Origin of the sequence: Streptomyces roseicoloratus (assembly GCF_004117935.1) — a bacterium.
Classification (GTDB): domain Bacteria; phylum Actinomycetota; class Actinomycetes; order Streptomycetales; family Streptomycetaceae; genus Streptomyces; species Streptomyces roseicoloratus.
This window is the reverse complement of the sequence record NZ_SDOY01000101.1, coordinates 1-23,037: the sequence shown is the minus strand read 5'-3', so window position 1 is coordinate 23,037 and position 23,037 is coordinate 1. Positions and strand designations below refer to the sequence as shown.

General features: G+C 70.9%; 12 protein-coding genes. 3 read left to right on the top strand and 9 right to left on the bottom strand.

All coding sequences use genetic code 11. The annotated features are described in order from the left end of the window. The first annotated feature begins 82 nt into the window (after positions 1-82). The gene (locus tag ESG85_RS11260) at positions 83-1,336 is read left to right on the top strand and encodes a styrene monooxygenase/indole monooxygenase family protein (RefSeq protein ID WP_128978084.1); all 1,254 of its coding nucleotides are present in this window, start codon (positions 83-85) and stop codon (positions 1,334-1,336) included. Here the strand turns inward: ESG85_RS11260 and ESG85_RS11255 are convergent. The 5 genes from ESG85_RS11255 to ESG85_RS11235 all read right to left on the bottom strand — a co-directional run bounded on the left by ESG85_RS11255 (position 1,309) and on the right by ESG85_RS11235 (position 8,074). Continuing rightward, positions 1,309-2,451 (bottom strand): C40 family peptidase, encoded by a 1,143-nt coding sequence (locus ESG85_RS11255; protein WP_181019009.1) that lies wholly within the window; start codon positions 2,449-2,451, stop codon positions 1,309-1,311. The genes ESG85_RS11260 and ESG85_RS11255 overlap by 28 nt on opposite strands. Positions 2,452-2,706: 255 nt before the next feature. After that, positions 2,707-3,021, bottom strand: coding sequence for a hypothetical protein (locus tag ESG85_RS11250; protein ID WP_128978082.1), 315 nt, complete (start codon positions 3,019-3,021; stop codon positions 2,707-2,709). A 43-nt stretch (positions 3,022-3,064) separates the two neighbouring features. Beyond that, positions 3,065-3,787, bottom strand: coding sequence for a TetR/AcrR family transcriptional regulator (locus ESG85_RS11245; RefSeq protein ID WP_128978080.1), 723 nt, complete (start codon positions 3,785-3,787; stop codon positions 3,065-3,067). A gap of 29 nt (positions 3,788-3,816) precedes the next feature. Beyond that, entirely contained in the window at positions 3,817-4,752 is a 936-nt protein-coding gene (locus tag ESG85_RS11240) for an AurF N-oxygenase family protein (RefSeq protein ID WP_128978078.1), read from the bottom strand. A 196-nt stretch (positions 4,753-4,948) separates the two neighbouring features. Then, the gene (locus ESG85_RS11235; protein WP_246094934.1) at positions 4,949-8,074 is read right to left on the bottom strand and encodes a DNRLRE domain-containing protein; all 3,126 of its coding nucleotides are present in this window, start codon (positions 8,072-8,074) and stop codon (positions 4,949-4,951) included. Positions 8,075-8,722: 648 nt separating this feature from the next. On the opposite strand from ESG85_RS11235, the gene ESG85_RS11230 reads away from it, so the two are divergent. Both ESG85_RS11230 and ESG85_RS11225 read left to right on the top strand, forming a co-directional pair. Next, complete coding sequence (locus tag ESG85_RS11230; protein WP_246094935.1) at positions 8,723-16,615, top strand: ricin-type beta-trefoil lectin domain protein; 7,893 nt, start codon at positions 8,723-8,725, stop codon at positions 16,613-16,615. An 88-nt stretch (positions 16,616-16,703) separates the two neighbouring features. Beyond that, positions 16,704-17,321 (top strand): hypothetical protein, encoded by a 618-nt coding sequence (locus ESG85_RS11225; RefSeq protein WP_128978072.1) that lies wholly within the window; start codon positions 16,704-16,706, stop codon positions 17,319-17,321. A gap of 91 nt (positions 17,322-17,412) precedes the next feature. Here ESG85_RS11225 and ESG85_RS11220 read toward each other — a convergent pair whose 3' ends face one another. The 4 genes from ESG85_RS11220 to ESG85_RS11205 form a co-directional block, all read right to left on the bottom strand. Further along, positions 17,413-18,885: a penicillin-binding transpeptidase domain-containing protein gene (locus ESG85_RS11220; RefSeq protein ID WP_128978070.1), complete on the bottom strand. Its 1,473-nt coding sequence runs from the start codon at positions 18,883-18,885 to the stop codon at positions 17,413-17,415. Positions 18,886-18,913: 28 nt separating this feature from the next. Further along, positions 18,914-20,362, bottom strand: a complete 1,449-nt coding sequence (locus ESG85_RS11215; RefSeq protein WP_128978068.1) for an FtsW/RodA/SpoVE family cell cycle protein — start codon at positions 20,360-20,362, stop codon at positions 18,914-18,916. 96 nt (positions 20,363-20,458) lie between these two features. Further along, positions 20,459-21,892, bottom strand: a complete 1,434-nt coding sequence (locus tag ESG85_RS11210; protein ID WP_246094933.1) for a sensor histidine kinase — start codon at positions 21,890-21,892, stop codon at positions 20,459-20,461. Then, positions 21,889-22,716 (bottom strand): hypothetical protein, encoded by an 828-nt coding sequence (locus tag ESG85_RS11205; RefSeq protein ID WP_128978066.1) that lies wholly within the window; start codon positions 22,714-22,716, stop codon positions 21,889-21,891. The genes ESG85_RS11210 and ESG85_RS11205 overlap by 4 nt, the downstream gene beginning before the upstream one ends. Positions 22,717-23,037: the final 321 nt, after the last annotated feature.

The window sequence follows — 23,037 nt, the reverse complement described above, 5'->3', positions numbered from 1 at the left end:
GCCCTGCCGTTCGCGAACGGCCCTCGTCCCTCCCCCTCCGCCCACCACCGAGCACACCCTCCGAGCACACCCAAGGTCGCCCATGCGGAAGATACTCATAGTCGGCGCCGGCCAGTCCGGTCTCCAGCTCGCCCTCGGACTGCAGTCGAAGGGCTACGAAGTCACCCTGATGTCCAACCGCACAGCGGACGAGATCCGCGCCGGGCGGGTGATGTCCACGCAGTGCATGTTCGCCACCGCGCTCGGGCACGAGCGTGACCTGGGCCTCGACTTCTGGGAGCAGCAGGCCCCGAGGATCGAGGGCCTCGGCGTCTCGGTCGCCGACCCCGCCACCGTCGGCACGGACTCCCCGGCCCGCGCCATCGACTGGGTCGGCCGGCTCGACGGCCACGCGCAGTCCGTCGACCAGCGGGTGAAGATGTCCGGCTGGATGGAGACCTTCGTCCAGCGCGGCGGCCAGCTGGTCGTCCACGGCGCGGCCGTCGGCGACCTGGACTACTTCTCGCGCGGCTACGACCTGGTCCTGGTCGCGGCCGGCAAGGGCGAGCTGGTCTCCATGTTCGCCCGGGACGCCGCCCGCTCTCCGTACGACCGGCCGCAGCGCGCCCTCGCCGTGGCGTACGTCCACGGTCTCGGCCCGCGGCCGGAGCACCCGGAGTTCGACGCGGTGCGGTGCAACGTCGTGCCGGGCGTCGGCGAGCTGTTCGTGATGCCGACCCTCACCACCTCGGGACGCGCCGACATCCTCTTCTGGGAGGGCGTCCCGGGCGGCCCGCTCGACGTCTTCCAGGGCGTCAAGGACCCGTCCGAGCACCTGGCGCTCACCCTGGAGCTGATGGAGAGGTTCACGCCCTGGGAGTACGCGCGTGCCACCAAGGTCGAGCTGACCGACGCGGGTGGCACCCTGGCCGGCCGCTACGCCCCGACCGTCCGCAACCCGATCGGCCGCCTGCCCGGCGGCGGTCTCGTCCTCGGCGTCGCCGACGTGGTCGTGGCCAACGACCCGATCACCGGCCAGGGTTCCAACTCGGCGTCCAAGTGCGCCGCCACGTACCTCGCGTCGATCGTCGAGCACGGCGACCGTCCCTTCGACGAGGAGTGGATGCGGGCCACCTTCGACCGCTACTGGCGGATCGCGGAGCCCGTCACCAAGTGGACCAACGCGATGCTGGCGCCGCCGCCGGAGCACGTCCTCGGCCTGCTGGGCGCCGCGGGGCAGCTCCAGCCGGTCGCCGACCGCTTCGCGAACGGCTTCGACGACCCCGCGGACTTCGAGGACTTCTTCTTCGACCCGGAGAAGACCGCCGCCTACCTGGCCTCGGTGTCCGCGGGCTGAGTCCCGCCGAAGCCCTCGTCCGCGCCGTCCGTGGCTCCCTCGGGGAGCTCGGGCGGCGTGTACGTCTTCAGGGGCCCGCCGTCCGGGTCCGGGCGGACGGCACCGAGCAGCGGGTTGGCGGCGATCGGGGAGACCTTGACGCGGGCACCGGGGCGCGGGGCGTGGACGACGCGCCCGTCGCCGAGGTAGAGCGCGACGTGGGTGGCCTCGGGGAAGTAGACGACCAGGTCGCCGGGACGCAGCCGGTCGAGGGGCACGCGGGGGAGCGTGGCCCACTGTTCCTGGCTGGTGCGCGGGACCTCGCGGCCCGCCGCCGCCCAGGCCTGCTGGGTGAGACCGGAGCAGTCGTAGGTGTCGGGGCCCTCCGCCCCCCACTCGTACGGCTTGCCGATCTGCCGGACCGCGAAGCGCAGCGCCTCGGCGCCGGCCGCGGTGGGGGTGCGCGGACCGCCGAGGGCACCGGAGCCGAGGAGTTGGCTCTGCGCGCCCGCGGTCTGGGCCTTCTCCAGGGAGGCGAGCCGGGCGAGCTGCTCGGCGGTGAGCGAGGCGAGCAGCCGTTCGACCTCGCCGAGCCTCGTCCTGACCGTGTCCTGCTGCTTCCGCAGGCCGGCGAGCAGGGCCTTGCGGCGGTCGAGGGCCTTGCGGGAGGCCGTGGCGAGGGCGTCGGCCTTCTTCTCGGCGGTCTGGAGGCGCGTGACGACGCCGGCCCGTTCGCGGGCCGCGCGGGCCAGCAGGTGCTCCTGGTCGAGGGCGCGCCGGGGGTCGGGCGCGAGCAGCAGCCCGAGGTACGGGGAGAGTTCGGAGCGGCCCTGGTACTGCTTCCGGGCCAGCAGGCCGGCCTCGTCGCGGCCCCGCTCCAGGGCCCGCCGGGCGGTGGTCAGCTCGGCGTCCGTCCTGCGGGTGTCGGCGGTCTGCTTCCTGAGCGCCTCGTCGGCGGCGTTGTAGGCCTCGGCCGCCCGCTCGGTCTCCTGGTAGAGGGTGCGGAGGCGGGTGAGAAGTCCGGATACGGAGTCGGTGGGTTCGGCGGGAGCCGTCGCGGCTGCCGTCGCCGCCGCCGGGCCCGCGGCGAGGGTCGTCACCGTGGCGAGCACGCCGGTCAGCACACCGGTGAGCACGCGGGTCAGCCTTCGCGTCGTCCTCCCCGGCCGCGTCCCCGCCTGCCTTCCCGCCTGCCTCGTGCCCCGCCTCCCTGTCCGCCTTCCCGCCTGCCTCCCCGCCGTCGCCCCTGTCCTCGTGCCCGTCTCCGAGCCTGCCTTCGTCCCCGTGCGGACCGTGCGCAGCTGTCGTCCCGGCACGTCACCACCTCCACCGGGGATGATGACGGCAGGAATAGTCCGATGAACGGATGAACGGGTGGCGGCTCGGCGCGCTCACTCGTCCGGAGCAGTCGGCTTCCCGGACGGACCGGCCTCCTCCGGAGCGGCCGGCTTCGACCAGGGCCACCTGATCTCCCGGCGCTCCCGCCCGCCCGGCGCGTACACGTACACCCAGCCGCGCTGGAGCCCGAGCCGCCTGGTGTAGCCGGCCGGCTCGCGGCGGTAGGCGTACAGCACCGGGGGGCGGCCGTCGTGCGCGGGGACCGGCACCTCGTACCACTTCGGAGGATGACCGGTCGGGCCGACCAGGACGGGCAGCACCCGGCCGTCGAGGGGGCCGCCGCGGAAAGGGGTGTTCTCGCTCTTCACCCCACCAGTGTCCCCTCCGCCGTGCGCGAGCCCGGCGCCGGACTCACAGCAGGTGGGCGGCCTCGCTCACCACCGGCGCGACGTTCCTCGCCAGCGTGCCGACCGGCCCCGCCGCACGCTCCTGCCTCAGGATCCGGGCCACCACCCCGGCGGTCTCCGGGTCGCTCGCCGCGGTCACCGTCAGCAGCGCCACCAGGTGGTCGACCAGCCAGTCCCGCAGTTCGCCGGCCGGCGGCCGCTTGTCCTCGTCCACCCAGATCAGCGAGGCGGCCTCCACCGCCGCGATCCAGGTCCGCACCATCATCGACAGGCGCGGCCCGGGCTCGGTCACGCCCAGGTGGAACAGGATCTGCTCCGCCGCGGCCCGCCGCACCTCGTCCACGATCGCCGAGGTCCGCGAGGTCCCGGCGACGCTCCCACCGCGCAGCAGGGCGGCGAACCCGGCGTCGTGCTGGTCGACGAAGGCCAGGTAGCGGTCGAGCACCCGGGCGAGCCGCTCGGTGGGCGGGCCCTCGGGCGGCTCGGCGAAGCAGTGCTCCAGCGCGTCCGCGGAGGAGCGCAGCGCCGCCTCGTACAGCTGCTGCTTCCCGCCCGGGAAGTAGCGGTAGACGAGCGGGCGCGAGACGCCCGCGGCCTCGGCGACGTCGTCGAGCGAGACGTCCTCCGGCGGCCGGTGCGCGAACAGCGTCTGGGCCGCGTCGAGCAGCTGGAGCCGCCGCTCCTCGACGCTGAGCCGGCGGTACGCGGGCGTGGCGGCACTGGTCATGCCCGCAGCGTAACGCCGGTGCCGGGTCCTCAGGCCAGCAATCCGGACGACTTCCAGAGCCGGCGGCCCGGACCGCGCAGCACGCCGATGTCGTCGAGGAAGTCGGTGAGCCGCCTGGCGCCGGACTGCATCACCTCGCGCCGGTGGCCGCTCGCCCGTACCTGCGCGACGGCCTCGCGCCGGTCGAGGCCCACGTGGTCGTAGACGGCCGGGTTGACGAAGCAGGTGGAGAAGACCCGGGCGGCCTCGCCGCAGCTGAGGCGGGTGAACTCCTGCTCCCAGCGCGGCGCGGTGATCATCTGGCGGCGCAGCTCCTCCCGCGCGTAGCGGACGTGCCGGGCCTCCTCGACCACGTGGATGCGGGTGACGCCGCGCACCAGCGTCTGCACGCGCTCGTCCGGGAAGGTCAGCCGCTGCATCCAGTCGAGGATCTCCTCGCCGAGCAGGGTCGCCGCGAAGGAGCCGGGCGTGGTGGAGACGGTCTTCAGGATCCGGCCGAGGTTGTGGTAGACCCGCGGCACCGGGTACTCGGGCGCGCCGCCGCGCCGGATCAGCCTGGCGAACATCATCGAGTGCCGGCACTCGTCGGCGATCTCGGTGAGCGCGTAGCGGACGTGGCTGCTGGTGAGCGGCTTGTCGTAGATGTGCCGGACGAGGAGCTGCATCAGGATGACCTCGAACCAGATCCCGAGCGAGGCCAGCGAGGCGGCCTCGTGGCGGGACAGGTCGATCCGCTGCTCCTCGGACATCCGCCGCCACAGCGGGGTGTCGTAGAGCGAGACGAGCTCCGGCGGCCAGAACCACTTGCCGTCCTCGAAGGGCGCGTCCCAGTCGAGGTCGGTCTCGGGGTCGAAGGAGTGCCGGAGGGACGACTCCAGGAGCCGTTCGGCGACCTGCTCGCGGTCGCGCAACGGGCCGAGGGCGTCGCGCAGGAGGGTGAAGTCGGGCTCGGTGAGACTCGCCATGCCACTTATGAGACTCGCCGTCAGCAACGCCGTCAATCCCTCGCGCACGACTTGTCGACCCGGTGTCCGGCAGCAGGAGGCCCGCCGGGCCTCGACGGTCATCCCGGGCGCCACGACGGGCGAGCCCCCGGTGCCATGAGGCGCCGGGGGCTCGCTCGCCGTACGGCCGGCCTGCGGCCGGTGTGCGGGGGACGGATCAGCCGAAGGACTTGATGCCGTTCCAGTTCACCGACAGGACCGTCTTGACCGGCGGGTTGGTGTTGGTGGTGGACGGGTAGTACAGCTTGATGTTGCCGGTGTCGGCGAACCGGGCCCAGATGTCCGGGACGCCGTCGCCGTTGACGTCGGGGATGCCGATCGCCGTGGACACGTTGGCCTCGGTCCAGCTGGAGCCGTAGGACACGTCGCCGTTGAGCGAGTTCGCGGCCACCTTCAGGGAGTTCAGGTCGACGCTGCCGGCCACGGAGCCCGGCTTGCCGTGACGCACGTACATGGAGCCGGCGTCCAGGTTGCGCCAGAGCAGGTCCGGCGTGCCGTCCTTGTTGATGTCCGCGAGGTTGACGATGTCGCGGCGCGCCCAGGCGGTGCCCTCCATCAGCGTCGCCGACTGGAAGCTGGCGCCGGTGTAGCCGGAGAGGACCCAGAACGCGGTGCCGGCCCGCACGGCGACGTCCGGCAGCTTGTCACCGGTGATGTCGCCGATGGCCTTCATCTGGACCCAGGTGGACGGCGCGGGGGCGTTCGACGGCAGGCGGATCTTCAGCCGCTGGTCGACGTTGAACGTGCCGTAGCCGTCACCCGGGTACAGGTAGAACGTGCCGTCGGGGTCGACCGCGAACAGGTCGGTCGAGCCGTCGCCCGGGTAGACGTCCTGGTAGTGGGAGATCAGCGCGGCCTTGGTGCCGTTCCACCAGGGCGTCTTGGGCGCCAGGACCGGCTTGCCGTCGGCACCGATGGAGTACGAGCCGGTGAGGCCGGCGTACAGCTCGCCGCCCGGGGTGCCCGGGTACGAGAAGAAGTTGCCGTTGGCGTCGATGATCATCAGGTCGGGGACGCCGTCGCCGCCCACGTCCATCGGTCCGTCCGCGGCGTCGCGCGGCGGGACGTAGGTGGCGTAGTCGGTGCGGGCGCTGACGTTGCCGACGGAGTCCAGCGCGAAGACGTGCATCCAGTTGGGACCGGCGTGCAGCGGCTTCAGGCCCGTCGCGGTGTACGAGCCGTTGGTGGCGGGCACGTCGACGTAGCTGACGCCCTCCCAGCCGTAGCGGAACTTGGCGGCGCCCGGGGAGGTGAAGGTCATGGAGCCGGTCGAGCCGAACTTGACGGTGGCCCAGGTGGCTCCGTCGGAGGTGGCCCGCTTGAACTCCGTGCTGGCGACCGACGGCGGCGGAGGCGCCGAGCCGTCGATGGTGACGGCGCAGTTGTCGGCGGTGTTGGCCGGGAAGTAGCTGGACGAGAGGCCGCCGGAGTCCTCGGCGCGGACCGCCCAGAAGTAGGTGGCCTTGTCCACCAGGGTGGTCGACGCGATCGTCGTCGACGCCCAGCCGCTGGACAGGTTGGTCACCAGGGTGCCGGCCGGGACGGCGTCGCCCTTCTTCCAGAACTTGAACCGCAGACCCTTGAGGTTGTTGTCGGGGTCGACGGCCTTGGCCTTCAGGACCAGGTTGGTCTTGCCCAGGGTCTGGCCCGGGCCGGTGGCGCTGACGACGCAGTCGAAGCCGTTGATCTCACCGTCGGTGGGCTCGTTCGGCGGCCGGTTGTAGTCGTACTCCATCAGCGCGGACTTGGCGGCGAACTTGCGCCACGTGTAGGTGTCCGTCTCCGAGGTCGCGCGCAGGCCGAAGGTGATGCTCGACCAGCCGCCGGTGGCGGCGCTCTGCGCGGTCGACTTGACGTCGATGGCCTCGTACTCGTCCGGGCAGGACGAGGAGTAGCCGTGCGCGAAGCTCCACTTCTTCAGCTGCGCCGACCAGGACGGCTGGGCGTTCCAGGTCGTGCCGGAGGAGATCGAGCCCGTCCGGTAGAACTGGAACTCGCGGCCGCTGCAGGACCACGAGTGGGTGTTGTTCACCTTGAAGACGGCGCGCGTGACCGTCGCGGTCTTGATGTTGTTGTTGAAGCCGATGCGCCAGAACGAGCGGGCGGTGATGTTGGTGTCGTTCTCGTGGCCGACGCGGGCCTCGGTCGTACCACCGCTGTAGTTGGTGCCGTTGAGGTAGTTCGAGTTCGGGTAGTTCTTGACCACCAGAGCCCAGGCGGCGGTGCCGGGAGTGAGCGTCGGGTCGACGAAGACGGGGTACGTCACGTCCTTCTTCGACAGCAGACCCGTTCCGGCGACGTCGAGCGCGATCGTGGCGGTTCCGGTGCCGTCACCCTCCAGCGCGACGGGCAGCTGCGCGGACGTGGCGCCCGGCTCGATGCCGGACAGGCCGGACAGCTTCAGGACCTCGGCCGGGGTGCCCGTGGCGGTGCGCGGCGCGGTGCCCGCGGGGAGTTCGCGGTCGCGGCCGCGGGAGTCCCAGGCGAACGGCGTCGGCAGGGAGGCGACCTCCTTGCCGGCCTTGTCCGTGGCCACGACACGACCGTGCTCGGGGTCGTTGCGGAAGGTGGCGGTGGCCGAGCGCAGCCCGTAACGCACCTTGGCGAGGGCCGGGTTCTTCGCCGCTTCGGCGGTCTTCACGATGAGGACCTGGCCGAAGCCGCCCTCCTCGCGGGCGACCAGCAGCAGGTCGACGCCGGGCAGCACCTCGGAGTAGAGGGCGCGCGGACCGTCGAGCACCGGCTCGGGCAGCGCGCCGGGCCAGGTGAAGGAAATGGTGTGACCGGCGAACTCGGCCTCCGCCAGCACCGACTCACCGGGCTGCGGGGCGCGGGCGTACGAGCGGTTCGCACGCGAGCCGTCGGCGTTCCCGGAGGCGAACCGGACCGGCACGGCGGCGTTCACCGGCGCGATGCCCAGTCCACGGCCCGCCTTCGCGGAACGCTTCAGGGTGTTGTCGATCGGGGCCCAGTGTCCGGCGGCGTTCTTCGCGCGCTGCGGCAGCGCGTGCGCCTGCGTGCGGAACGTGCCCTCGGGCAGGGCCCAGGTCATGTCCGTGGCCGTGGTGGCCGTCTCGACGAGGACCTTCTTGCCGGTGCGGACGGCCTCGGCCATGGCGGTGGCCTCGTCCTTGGGGCCGGTCGACGCGGGCTTGGCGTCGACGGGCCGCTTGCCGGCTTCGGCGGGCGGGGTGGAGCCGGGCTGCCACCAGGGCAGCAGGGCAGCGGTCAGGGCGGCCAGAACGAGGCCGAGTGTCAGGGACAGCCGTGTGCGCGTGCGCACGAAGGGGCTGAGATAACGAGGCGGCGCGGGCACGGCGGTCTACTCCCGTGTGAACCAGACGGATGGTGGACAACACAGCAAGCCCCGTTCGGCAGGCCGCGGGGCATAAGGCGCGCACACGATCACACACGTGAAGGACCACGTCCATGCGTGAAGGATTTATGAATCCGTTACGCAAACGAGGGAACCTCCTCGACGGGGCGTCAGTGAGGTCCGGTTCAGGGTGTTTCGGTGCGGAGAACGGCCATGATCGCGGGTTATTGGGGCGTCTGTCCGAATGCTCGTCAGTGCGACGATCCGACGCTCTTCATCCCGTGAGCGAGATCACTTATCTCTGCTTTACGCGGTCCGGACCGGAATTGCCACGTGGTCCAGACATGACAGAGAGTGCGCACGCACGCGCCTGAGCCAGGCGTGTGCCTTTTGGTGTTTCCGCACCTCAATCGGTTGTTCGAACTGCCAGGGTGGGAGTCGACGCGTATGCGTGCTTCAGGTCCGCTGTCATGGCTGGGGCGGGGACGCCCAGCCTTGACAGAGTCTCAACGACGGCGCCGGCGGCGAAGCCGCGCGGCGATCGTCCTGCTGTTGTCCTCGACACTGACGGTGACGAGCCTGGGCGGGGAGGCGCTGGCCATCCCCGGCCCGGGCATGAGCCGTGAGGAGTCCATCTCCGAGGTCGATCTGCCGGACCTGCCCAAGGCCACCGAGGCCGAGGGCGACGACACGGCGGACACGAAGCTGAGCCTGGCTCCGCAGAACCCGATCGACCCGTACGACCCGAAGAACGCGGTCCCGTGGACGGGCGGCGTGGGTACGGCCCCGCTGGAGCCGACCGACGAGCCCGGCACCATGAAGCCGGTCTCCGGTGACCTGCCCGTCGCCATCGGCGTGCCCGAGGGCACGGACCCGGCGGCCGTCGCGGGCGACTGGACCGTCGACCTGCAGACCCCGACCGAGTCCCAGGACGCGGGCGTGCCCGGCCTGATCATGAAGATCACGCCGCCGGCCACCGCGGACCCGGCCGCCCAGGTCGCGCTCAGCGTCGACACCACCGGCTTCGCCGACCTCTACGGTCCGCAGGCCGCCGACCGGTTCGGTCTCGTCCTGCTGCCCGACTGCGTCATCGACGGTCTCGGCGTGGGCGACTGCGAGGCCGAGGCCGGCACGGAGACCATGTCCGGCAAGGACGGCTCCGACACCGGCGACACGCTCGAGCCGCTGCGCTCGACCGTGGAGACGGTCCCGGCCAAGGACGCGCCGACCAACACCAAGTCCGCCAAGTCCGCCAAGCACCGCACGCTGGTCACCGGCACCGTCCCGGTGGGCAAGCTGCTCGACGGCGGCGACGCCACCACCGACGGCAACGGCAAGAGGACGGCCGACAAGGCGTCCTTCTCGACCGCCGGCACCTCCAGCGGCTCCGGCGCGGTCGGCATGATGGACACCGGCGCCTCCGCGTCCGGTGACTTCACCGCCACCCCGCTGCTGTCCTCCGGCAACTGGTCGGCGGGCTCCTCCTCCGGTGCCTTCACCTACTCGTACGACGTGCAGGTGCCGGAGACCGCCGGCGGCCTCATGCCGAAGGTCGCCCTGGGCTACTCGTCGCAGACGGTCGACGGCCGCACCTCGTCGAGCAACAACCAGGCCTCCTGGATCGGTGACGGCTGGGACTACAACGCGGGCTCCATCACCCGTACGTACACCAGCTGCCGCCAGGACGCGAAGAAGGCCGGCTCCAACAACCCCACCCACAAGACGCCCGACCTGTGCTGGGGTTCCAACAACGCCACCCTCTCGCTCGGCGGCATGACCACCGAGCTGGTCTGGGACGCCGCCAAGGGCAAGTGGTTCACCGCCAACGGTGACGGCTCCAAGATCGAGCAGGTCAAGGGCCAGAGCACCGGCAACGGCGCCAAGGACGGCGAGTACTGGATCGTCACCACCAAGGACGGCACCCGGTACCACTTCGGCCTGAACAAGCTGCCCGGCTGGTCCGACAAGGGCACCACGGACACCGCCGACGACGACCCGAAGACCAACTCGGTCCTCAACGTCCCCGTCTACGGCAACCACTCCGGTGAGCCGTGCTACCAGGGCTCGACGGTCGAGGACTGGAAGAAGTCCTACTGCAACCAGGGCTGGCGCTGGGGCCTCGACTACGTCGAGGACGTCCACGGCAACGCCATGTCGCTGTGGTGGAAGAAGGAACAGAACTACTACGCCCGGAACCTGTACTTCAAGGGTCCGGTCGTCTACGACCGCGACGGCTGGCTCGACCACATCTACTACGGCCAGCGCAAGGACAACATCTTCAGCGCGACCGCCCCGGCCCGCGTCGGCTTCACCGTCGACGAGCGCTGCCTGGACGCCGTGAAGTGCACCGAGGCCAACTTCACCTCGAAGAACCCCACCAACTTCAGCATCTGGTACGACACCCCCGCAGACCTGCGCTGCGACAAGGGCAAGATGTGCTGGAACGCGGGCCCGAGCTTCTGGTCCCGCAAGCGCCTCACCAAGATCACCACGTCCGCCCAGCGCCGTACCGACACCGACGCCCGCCAGGTCGTCGACGAGTACACGCTGACGCAGAGCTTCGCCGAGCAGCGCAACGGCACCCCGAACGCGAACACCGCCCTGTGGCTGGAGTCCATCCAGCGCACCGGTTACGCCCGCAAGGGCACCACCGACGCGAAGGTCGAGCTCAACCCGGTGCGGTTCGAGCCCAACGCCGAGGACATGCCGAACCGCGTCATGAAGCGGCGCACCACGGACGCCGCGGACGGCTCGGCCAAGAAGGGCGACCCGATCGACCCGCGTCCGGGCTTCTCCCGGCTGCGCGTCGCGCGTGTCATCAACGAGTACGGCGGCGAGACCGTCGTCACGTACAACATCCCCGCGTGGGGCGACACCGCGGACGACTGCGCCACCGGCCAGAACCTGCCCGGCAAGACGGACACGGCCGCGCTGAAGGCCAACAACCGCCTCTGCTACCCGTCGTACTGGAACCCGGACCCCGAGGTCGAGGACATCTCGTGGTTCCACAAGTACGTGGCCACGGCGATCGAGGAACTCCCGAACGTCGACGGCGCCTACCCCACCAAGACGGCGTACGCGTACAAGAACCCCGGCTGGAAGCTGGCCGAGGCCGAGTTCTCCAAGAAGTCCACCCGGACGTACTCGCAGTTCGCGGGCTTCGAGCAGACCACCGTCATCACGGGCACCGAGGACCCCTCGGTCAACAGCAAGCAGTCCAAGGCCGTGACCCGCTTCTTCCGCGGCATGGGCGACACCGTGCCGATGAAGGACGTCCACGGCAACGTGATCAAGGCCTCGGACGGGTCGACGGTCTACGACCGTGAGCCGTTCGCCGGCCGCATATCCGAGGAACTCACCTACACCGACGCGACGGACGCGGACACCGACTGGCTGTCCCGCAGCGTCACCATCCCCGAGGCCACGGAACTGGCCAAGCGCGACCGCGACGACGGCGTGAGCGACCTCAAGGCCTGGCGCGTCACGGAGCCCGAGGAGATCGCGTACACCAAGTCGTCGGGCACGAACACGGACGACCCGCGCACCCTGCGCACGGTCAAGACGCTGACGACGTACGAGCCGACGTACGGGCTGCCGGTGCTGGTGGAGTCGCTGGGCGACACCGGCAAGAGCGGTGACGAGTCGTGCACGAAGTCGGAGTACCTGCACCAGACGACGAAGAACCTGATCGGGCTTTCGAAGCAGGTGCTGGTCTCGCCGACGACGTGTGCGGCGGCGAACTTCGCGGACCTGTCGACGCTGAGCGGTGCTACGCGTACCGCGTACGACGGCACGGCGTACGGGACTGCGCTCGCCTCCACCACTCGTGGTCTGGCCACTGAGGCGTGGTCGCTGAACGGTGCTGGTACCGGCTTCCAGAGTGCGGGCACCACCGGCTTCGACGCCATCGGCCGTGTGATTCGCCAGACAGACCCCGACGGCAAGTCGTCCACCATCACGTTCGACCCGCCCACCGGGCAGGTCTTCAAGATCACGCAGTCCAACACTCTGGGCCACACCCAGATCCAGGAGCTGGAGCCGGGCCGCTCGGTCACCCTGAAGACGACCGATGCCAACGGCCACGTCAGCGAGGCCTTGTACGACCCCATGGGCCGGCTTGCCGAGGCGTGGGCCCCGGGCCGCACCCCCGGTTCCGGCGTGCCGGACTTCCGCGCGGTCTACACGATCCCGAAGGAAGAGACCGACCCCACCGACGAGAACACCAAGATCCGCAAGCCTCCGTACGTCACGACCTACTCGCGTGGCTACGAGGACCGGATCGAGACCTCCGTGACGCTGTACGACGGCCTCGGCCGTGAGCGGCAGCAGATGGAGGAGGCCGACAACGACGCCGGCTGGCTCGTCACCGACACCCTGTACAACAGCTCCGGTGAGGTCTGGCAGACCAACAACGCCTACCTGACCAGGGAGGCCACGCCGGGCCAGCTGTTCACGCCGCTGGCCGACACCGCCATTCCGAACATCACGCGCTACACGTACGACGGCCTGGGCCGTGTGGTCCAGGAGACCCCGTACATGAAGTACGTGGACCCGACCACCCAGGAGGCCACCTCCAGGGCGTACCCGGAGCGGGCCGTCCGCTACGAGTACGGCCAGGGCTGGTCGAAGGTCATCCAGCCGCAGGGCGACTCGTCCTACCGCGTCTGGACCGACGCGCTTGGCCGTACCACCCGCGCGGACACCTTCAACCCGGCGGCACCCGGCGGCTTCACCTCGACCCGCTACGAGTACGACCGCCTGGGCCAGCTCGTGAAGGCCACCGCGTCTGCCGATCCGACGCACCCGTGGACGTGGACGTACGACCACAACGGGCGGATGCTGACGGCGACCGACCCGGACACGGGTACGACCAGCAGCGAGTACGACTCTCACGGCCGCCTGCTGATGCTCACCAACGCCCGTGGCGTCAAGATCTGGAACAGCTACGACGAGCTGTCGCGGCCGAAGCAGCAGCGCCTGGACGGCCCCACCGGCAAGGTCCTGTCGGAGTTCACGTACGACACGGTGCCGGGCGGCAAGGGCATGCCCGCCTCCGCCACCCGCTACACCGATGACCTGGCGTACACGCAGAAGGTCAACGGCTACACCAAGGAGTACCAGCCGACCTCGACCACCCTGTCGCTGCCGCAGTCGATCGCCGACACATGGGGCCTGAGCAGGGACTACAACTACAGCTACAGCTACTCGGACACGGGAGCGCTCGAGGAGACCACGCTTCCGGCGGTGGGCAAGTTCGATGCCGAGAAGCTGATCGTCCGCTACAACAAGGACGGCAAGCCGCTCTCCATCTCCGGCAAGGACTGGTACGGCTCCGAGACCGTCTACTCGCCCTACGGCCAGGTGCTCCGCTCCACCCTCGGCGCCCAGCCCTACCGGGTGTGGACGCAGAGCTCGTACGACGAGGGCAGCGGTGAGCTCAAGGAACAGTCGGTCTACCGCGAGCAGAACACGGCCAGCCTGGTCGGCGGCAACCTCGTCTCGAATCGGGCCTACACGTACGACCCGGCCGGTAACATCACCTCGATCCAGGAGAGGTCCGTCGGGATCGAGGAGCGTCAGTGCTTCGCCTACGACCCGCTGGGTCAGTTGGCAAAGGCCTGGACCGACAAGAACCAGACCTCCTGCTCGGCCGACCCGAAGAACGCCGACGGCACGGTCAACGTCGCCTCCGGCCCGGACGGCTCCGGCTACTGGCAGGAGTACCAGTACGACCTTCTCGGCAACCGTACGGTGCTGAACGAGAAGGACCTCTCCGGCAACACCGCCAAGGACGCCGTCACCTCGTACACGTACGGCAAGGGCGTGGACAAGGCGCAGCCGCACACGCTGACCAAGGTGTCGAAGACCTTCACCACGCCCGCAGGTGCGCAGGTCACGGCAGAGGCGACGCGTCTGTACGAGCTGACCGGCGAAACCAAGTCGATCACCTCGATCCAGAACGGCGACAAGCAGGAGTTGTCCTGGACCCCCGACGGCCAGGTGGACCGGATCACCGGCGCCGGCACCGGCGGCAAGACCCCGTACGTGGGTCTGGGCCAGAAGTGCCTCGACCTGAAGTCGGGTCTGGCCTCTGCCGGCCAGCCGATCCAGCTGTACCAGTGCAACGCCACCGTCGCGCAGGCATGGCACTTCGAGCCGGTTCCGGGTCAGTCGGACGCCGGCCTCGGAACGCTCCAGGTGTACGACACCTGGTGTGTCCAGCCGACGGCCAACACCGCCGGTTCGGCGCTCCAGCTGCGGAAGTGTGACGGCACCAGCGCGCAGCAGCTCAAGCGGAACGCCGCGGGTCAGCTGACGCACGTCGCCTCCGGCCTGTGCCTCGCGGTGCAGGGCGCGGTGAACGCGAACGCGACGCCGATCGTGCTCGCCACCTGTGACGCGGCCCAAGCCGCCCAGCAGTGGCTGCCGCAGAACGACACCCGACACATCTACGGTCCCGACGGCGGGCGTCTGCTGACCATCCAGGGCAAGCAGGCCACTCTGAACCTGGGCGACACCTCGGTCACCGTCCAGCAGGGGGGCGTCCTGGTTCGCACCGAGCGGACCTACAGTGCTCCGGGTGGCGCGGTCATGCGCTACGCCAACGGCACCGGTGGTGACGCCCTGGTCGCCCAGACCACGGATCACCAGAGCAGCGCGTACACCGAGGTCGGCCTCTACAGCGGCCAGCCGGTCCGTGTCCGCAAGCAGGACCCGTTCGGCAACGAGCGTGCCGCCGGCACCGCGGGTCAGAACATGCAGAACCACAGGGGATTCACGGGACAGACGCGGGACGACGCCTCCGGCTTCCAGCCGCTCGGCGCCCGTCTCTACGACCCCGTCGTCGGACGCTTCCTGTCCGCGGACCCGCTGCTGGACCTGAACGATCCGCAGCAGGCCAACGGCTACGTGTACGCGCACAACAACCCGGTGACGTACTCGGATCCGACCGGTCTGGCGATCAGCCTGACCGCTTCGGAGAAGGCCGCAGCACTGGCAGGCGCCGGACTGTCCGCGGCGCAGGTCGCGCAGGCGCAGGCCACCATGGGCAAGTCGCTGACCTCGGTGATCCTCTCCGTCGCGTGGGCGACGCTGAAGGACTTCATCGGTATCAACGACGCCATGGCCTGCTTCGGCGGTGACATGTGGTCCTGCGGCAGCCTGATCATCGGCGCGATCCCGTGGACCAAGCTCGGCAAGATCCCGTCCGTCATCAAGGCGGTCAACCGCACCATCAACGCCATCCAGGCGTTCAAGGCGGCGAAGAAGGCCGCGGAGGCCGTGCTCAAGGCGGCCAAGGCCGCTGAGGCGGCAGCCTTGAGGGCCAAGAAGGCCGCCATCGAGAAGGCCAAGAAGGAGGCCGCTCAAAGAGCGAAGAAGAAGGCCGCGGAGGCAGCCAAGAGAAAGGCCGACGCGGCGGCCGCCGCGAAGCGGAAGACGGGTAACCCCGTCCAGAAGAAGTCGCAGGCCAAGGCGGCACCGAAGTCGTCCTCCCAGCCGAAGCCGAAGGCGTCCGCCGGCAAGAGTTCCGGTGGCGGCGGAGGCGGCGGCAAGGCCGGCGGCTCCTCACGCAGCAAGGGCGGCTCGAGCGGTAGCGGTGGCTCCGGCAAGGCCGACGGTGGTTCCTGCCCCATCAACAACAGCTTCGTGCCCGGCACGAAGGTGCTGATGGCCGACGGCTCCACCAAGTCGATCGACAAGGTCAAGGCCGGCGACAAGGTCGTGGCGACCGACCCGAAGACGGGCGAGACCCGGATCGAGACGGTCACGGCGGCCATCAAGGGCGAGGGCCTCAAGCACCTCGTGACCGTCACTGTCGACATCGACGGCAAGGCTGGGACGAAGACAGCGAAGTTCACGGCCACCGATGGTCACCCCTTCTGGGTGCCCGAGATCGGCAAGTGGATCAATGCCACCGACCTCACGCCGGGCCAGTGGCTGCGGACCAGCACGGGCACGTACGTGCAGATCGGTTCGATCGAGCGCTGGACCGCTCGGGGCGCCACGGTCCACAACCTGACCGTCTCCGATGTCCACACGTACTACGTCGTGGCGGCGAATGTCTCGGCTCTCGTTCACAACTGCGGTTCGAGCCGGGACAACGAAGGCGACGGCCTGACGCCGGAGAACCCGGCGTTCGACGGCGACCCCTACAGCGTCGCCGCACGTGACGCCCGCAGTGACGCCTGGCACGAGTACTTCAGGAACTACGAAGACCTGACCAGGCAGCTCGACAGGCTGAGCCGTTATGTCGCCGACAACCCGGGTGCCCGGCAGCGGGTGAACTCGAATGGTCCGGACTTCTTCCGGAACGAAGGAAACGCGCGAGGCTGGGACAGCTGGGTGGGTTCCCCCATCTTCGATGGAGAGAACATCGGTCTTCCGGCGAACAACCAGCTCCGTGTCATGTTGAATACGTCGACCGGTGAGATCGCGTGGTTCCCGCTGAAGAAGGGGGTCCACGATTACAACAGGCCGACGCTCCACCACTACGCGCGCCGTAGGTAATATCCGGCCGTGAGATGCTGAACGGGCGGGCCGTCCGCAAAGGACGGCCCGCCCGCTCGTCTTTGCAGGCAAGAAAGGAAGCAGTGGCGTGGATGTCGCAGAGGAGGCCCTGGAGAAGCTCATTGCCGCCGGGCTCGTCTTCCACGGGGTGCTGGAAACGCGCGATGACCTGCCCCCCGTCAACGTCGCCAGCTACATGGGCCACGTCGGCCCGGACAGCGGCCGGCACGGGTTCGTCCTCGCGCACGAGGAGAAGGACCTGGGGAGCCGTTTCAACGTGGAGTGGGAACGGCTGGCGCGGGACAGCGGACTGTTCTCCCCGGGAGCCGGCGGCCGTCCTGAATTTCTTCTCGGCGTCGATGTCGCGCAGGACACGTCCGTCGACGGGGAGTCCCAGTCCTGGCGATGGGCCAGGGTGACGCTGTCCGACCACTGGGACATCGCGGGAGTCGGCTGTGAGAACGGGATCCTTGGGGCGGGAGCGAATAATCCGGCCTTCATCATGATGTCCCTCGACGGGGACATCCTCGTGCACGGCGCCTCTTGGCAGGACGGCATTGGGGCGAGCGCCGTCTCGCATCCTGCTCGTTTCGAGGAACTGCGTGATCACGCCGGAAGAATCGCCTTCGCCTTCGACTGGTTGGAGCCCGAGACGCGAGAGTGGGCCGAGCGCTGGCTCGCTCACGTGACAGCGGACCTCGGATAGTCGTACGGCGTATTGCTGAAACGTGAGAGGTCCCGCCGAACGGAGACGTTCGGCGGGACCTCTCACGCACGTAAGCGACCACAGATTCCCCTCACCGCCCCTCCGCCTCCCCCCGCAACCCCTCCTCCATCACCGCCCGAGCGATCGGCGCCGCGTCACCGCCGCCGCTGATGTCCGTGCGGTTCGCCTCCGCGTCCTCGACGACCACCGCCACCGCGACCGCCGGCTGGGCCGAGTCCGCTGCCTGGGCCCAGGCGATGAACCAGGCGTACGGGGTGCCCGTGTTGTCGGGGCCGTGCTGGGCCGTGCCCGTCTTGCCGCCCACGCGGGCGCCCGGGATGGCGGCGTTCGTGCCCGTGCCCTCCGTGACCGCGCGGACCATCAGGTCCTGGAGGCGGGTCGCGGTCGACGGGGTCATCGCCCGGCGGTACGTGCGGCGGACGGTCGTGGTGAGCGTCGTGCCGCCCGCGGTCGTCGTGCGCTCGATCAGGTGGGGTCGGGGGATCTCGCCGTTGTTCGCGACGGCCGCCGCCACCAGCGCCATCTGCAGCGGGGTCGCCGCCGTGTTGAACTGGCCGATCGAGGACAGCGCCAACTGGTCCGGGCTCATGTCCGTGTCGAAGTTCGACCTCGCCACCCAGGACGGGACCCGCAGGCCGGGGTCGTTGAACCCGAAGTTGCCCGCCGCCTCCACCATCTTCTCCAGGCCGACCTTCACGCCCAGGCCGGCCATCACCGTGTTGCACGACCAGCGGACGGCGTCGGCCAGCGAGGCGTCCGCGCAGCCCTTCGCCTCGTTCGGCAGCACCCGGCGGGTGCCGGGCAGGACGAACGGGTCCGGGGTGTCGGTGGGGGCGTCGACGTCCGTCACCACGCCCGCGTCCAGGGCGGCCGCCGCCGTCACGATCTTGAAGGTGGAGCCCGGCGGATACGTCTGCCGGATCGCCCGCGCCAGCATCGGCTGGTCGGGGGAGGTGGTGAGGTGCTGCCAGGACCGCTTGACCTCGCGGCCCGTGCCGGACAGAACTCCCGGGTCGTACGACGGGGACGAGACCAGCGCCAGGATCCGGCCGCTCCACGGCTGGATCGCCACGACCGCACCGCGCCTGCCGGCGAGCCCGCGGAAGGCGGCCTCCTGCATCCGGGCCCGGATGGTGGTGACCACGTCACCGCCCGGGTTGCGGCCGCGGGTCACGTCGTTCCACAGCGGCAGCGGCGCCAGCATCGGGTCGGCGCCGGAGAGCAGCTCGTCCTCGGCGTTCTCCAGGAGCGACGTGCCGTACGTCTGGGAGGCGTAGCCCGTCACCGGCGCGTACAACGGGCCCTGCGGGTACGTGCGTTCCCAGCGCAGCTGCTGTCCGCTGTCGCGCGAGCCGGTCACCGGCCGGCCGTCCACCAGGATCTCGCCGCGCGGCCGCTCCCAGCGGGAGATGGCGATGCGGCGGTTGGCCGGGTCGGCGTCGAGCTCGTCCGCCTCGACGAGCATCACCCGGACCGCGTTGACGAGCAGTGCGACGAGGAGGAGCAGGCTGAGGCCGGCCGCTCGCCGGATGTAGCGGATCATGGTCGGCCGGCTCCCGTCCCGCGGGCTCTCATCGCGTGTCCTCCGTGACCGGCGCGATCTCGCCGGTGTCCGCCGTGTCCGGGCGCGGGGTCCGCGCCGAGTCCGAGACCCGTACGAGCAGCGCCACGATCACCCAGTTGGTGACCACCGACGAGCCGCCCTGGGCCAGGAACGGCATCGCCATGCCCGTCAGCGGGATCAGGCCCGTCACCCCGCCCGCGATGACGAAGACCTGCAGCGCGACGATCGACGCCAGGCCGACGGCGAGCAGCCGTCCGAAGGCGTCCCGCAGGGCCAGCCCGGCACGGTAGCCGCGGGCCACGAGGAGCGCGTAGAGGAGGAAGAACGCCGACAGGCCGACCAGGCCGAGCTCCTCGCCCACCGTCGCCAGGATGAAGTCCGACTTGGCGGCGAAGCCGATCAGCACCGAGTGTCCGAGCCCGAGGCCCGTGCCCTGCATCCCGCCGGCGGCGAACGCGAAGAGGGACTGTGCGAGCTGGCCGGGCCCGTCGCCCGCCCGGATCGAGGCGTACGGATCCAGCCAGTCCTGTACCCGGCCGTGGACGTGCGGTTCGAGCGAGCCGACGAGGAAGGCGCCGGCCGAGGCGAGCAGCAGTCCCACGGCGATCCAGCCGGTACGGCCGGTCGCCACGTACAGCATGATCACGAACAGGCCGAAGAACAGCAGCGAGGTGCCCAGGTCCCGCTCCAGGACGAGCACGCCGACGCTCAGCAGCCAGATCGCCACGATCGGCCCCAGCACCCGGCCCGCCGGGAACTGCAGCCGCCAGATCCTCCGCCCGGCGTGCGCGAGCGCGGTGCGGTTGGCGGCGAGGTACGCGGCGAAGAAGACGGCGAGCAGGATCTTGGCGAACTCGCCGGGCTGGAAGGAGAGACCGCCGATCCGGATCCAGATCCTCGCGCCGTTCACGGCCGGGAAGAAGATCGGCAGGATCATGAGCGCGAGCGCGCCGGCGACGGACAGGTACGCGTACCGCTGCAGCACCCGGTGGTCGCGGATCAGCAGGACGACGGCGATGAACAGGCCGACCCCCAGCGTCGACCAGACCAGCTGGGTCGGCGCGGCCCGGTCGCCCGGCGTCTCCAGGTCGAGGCGGTAGATGAGGACCAGGCCGAGGCCGTTGAGCAGGACGGCGATCGGCAGCAGGAGCGGGTCGGCGTACGGGGCGCGCAGCCGGACCGCGAGATGCGCGAGCAGGGAGAGGAACCCGAGGCCGGCGCCGTAGCGTGCCGCGTCGGGCGGTACGGCGCCGCTGCGGGCGAGGCCCACCTCCGCGTAACCGAGGACGGAGATGAGGACCGCGCCCACGAGCAGCGAGAACTCCACACCACGGCGCTTGGGCACGCACCCGCCGGGCGGCGGCGCGTCACCGGGGTCCTTCGCACCCCTCGCGCCTCGCTCGCCCCTCGCGTCCTTCCCGTCCTTCGCGCCCGTCGGCGGCGGTGCGGCGGTCATGCACGGCAACGTAGCAAGCAGTAAGCCTTATGTCCCTTTTGTGTGGCGGTGCGCCGTCGTCGTACATCTGCGTCGTGACCGATCCGCGCGTGCTCGTCACGCGCCGGTGCGGCCGGCTCCAGGGGTGCCGTCGGTGCCGCCGGCTCCGTGGGTGCCGTCGGTGTCGCCCGTGACGGTGGTGCGGTCGGTGTCGTCGGTGTCGCGCATGCCGTCGGTGCCGCCCACGACGGTGGTGCCGTCGGCGTCGTCGGCGCTCACGGGCGGGCGCGTCGGCAGCGTGAGGCGGGCGAGGGCGCCGCCACCGTGCTCGGCGCCCGCTCCCTCCTCGTCCTCCACCCGTACGTCGGAGAAGACGAGTTCCGCGCCGATCACCTCCGCCTGGCCGGCCGCGATGGTCAGCCCGAGGCCGTGGCCCTTGCCGCCGCTCTCCGTGCGGAACCGCTGCGGCCCGGCCGCCAGCAGGTACTCCGGAAAGCCCGGCCCGTGGTCCCGTACCGTCACCACCGGCCCGTCGACGGTCAGGACCACCGGTGGCGCGCCGTGCTTGTGGGCGTTGGCGACCAGGTTGCCGAGCACCCGTTCGAGACGCCGCCTGTCCGTCTCCACCCTCACGTCCCGCACCACCCGCACCTCGGTGGCGGTGCCCGAGGCACGGACGACGCGTTCGGCGAGGGGGCCCAGGTCGTGCACAGCCAGGTCCACCTTCTCGGTGCCCGCGTCGAGCCGCGAGATCTCCAGCAGGTCCTCGGTGAGCGCCCGCATCGTCCGCACCCGCTCCCGGACCATCTCCGAGGGCCGGCCCTCGGGCAGCAGTTCGGCCGCGGCGGACAGGCCGGTGAGCGGGGTGCGCAGCTCGTGCGCCACGTCGGCGGTGAACCGCTGTTCGGTCTGCAGCTTGCGCTGGAGCGAGGAGGCCATGGTGTCGAGCGCCCCGGAGACCGTGGCCACCTCGTCCTGGGGACGTGAAGGGTCCTTCGTACGGGGATCGTCGACGCGCGCGTCCAGGTCGCCGGCGCTGATCCGCCGCGCCACCTGCGCGGTCGCGTGCAGGCGCCGGGTGATCCGGGTGACGGAGAACGCTCCGACGAGCAGGGTCGCCCCGATGGCGAGGACGGAGGAGCCGAGGATCGAGCGGTCGAGCCCGTCGATCGTGGCGGCGCTCTGGGTGTAGTCGATGCGTACGGCGAGGGCGCGGCCGTCCGCGGGCGCCGCCGCCCACATGGTCGGACGGCCCTCGAACTCGGTCACCATCGTGCCCCGCTCGCCGCGCAGCGCGAGGGCCCGGAGGGACTCGGGCAGCCCGGCCGGGTCGACCCCCGCGAACCGGGGCAGCGGCTCGCCCGACTCGTACAGCCGGCTGACCTCGTCGAGCCGGGACAGCGCCTTGCCCCGGGAGTCCTTCACGGTCTGTCCGGCGACCGACACGTGGACGAGGGTGCCGAGGAGCGCGGCGAGGGCGCAGCACATCACGGTGATGAAGACCGCGGCCTTCCACGTGAGGGTCGCGGTCCAGGCGGGCAGACGGGTCACGGCGCCGCCTCGGAGGGGTGGGGGGTGCGAGCGGTGGGGGCGGCCGGAGCGGTGGTGGCGGTCGGGCTCACGAGCTGGGGCGCGGGAACCATCGACGCCCGTGGCCCGGGCTTCACCCGGATGATCTCGTCCCGGGCCGGCAGCATCGCCCCCTGCTGCTCGTCCCACGACCACGCGGTCCGGTACTCGTAGCCGGGGATCCCGGCCGAGCTGACCCGCATGATCAGGTCCCGGCCGGCCAGCTCGATGCTGACGACCTGGTCGACGGTGGACATGATCCTGGTCAGGCCGCCGTTCTCGGCGAGGTAGACCCGGACGGCGAGCTGCTGCTCCGGCAGGCGGACGCCGACGATGAGCTCGTCGCGGCCGTTGCCGGTGAGGTCGCGGTAGTACGGCTTGAGCACCGGACAGGCGGCGCGCCCGGCGGCGCCCTCGCGGCAGTTCTCGATGGCCCGCGCGGTCTCCTCGTACAGGCCGTTCCCGCCGGAACGGGCGCTCGGGTCGGCGCGCACCTCGGCCTGGACGACCGCGATGGCGTCGACGGCGTGGACGTCGTTGTCCGGGACGCCGATCCCGGGGACGCGTTCGGTGTCGGTCTCGCCGTAGTCGAGCGGCGGGTTGGTCGCGGGCGGCAGGTCGGGCCAGAGCCGGACCGGGCCGACGGCGGAGGGCGTACGGCCGGAGCTCTGGAGTTCACCGTGGCCGCCGCAGCCGGTGAGGACGCCGGTCAGGACGAGCGCGAGCGCGCCGAGGGCCGCGACCGGGACGGCCGCGGTGGCGGTGACGGTGGCGGCGGAGAGCCGCGCTCGGCGTCGCGGGGACACTGCTTCCTCGGGGCGGGGCGGGGCGGGGGCGGATCCGGGTCGGGACCGGTCCGGGAAGGGACCGGGACCGGTCGGAACGGGTCGGAACGGTCGGGGCGGGTCGGGACGGGGCGGCTCACCGGCGCTCGGGCCGGTGGGCTTTCCTCAGACCTTATTCGTACGCACGTCCCGGCGCCGTCGGCGCTCCGTACGCCGCCGTCCGCGCACCCCTATGCGTCCCGCCCGCGCCGGCCGGTGCGCCCGCGCCCATCGCGGCGGGACCGCCGGCACGGCCCCGTTGTGGAGCCGCCGGCACGGCCCCCGCGGCGGGACCGCCGGCAC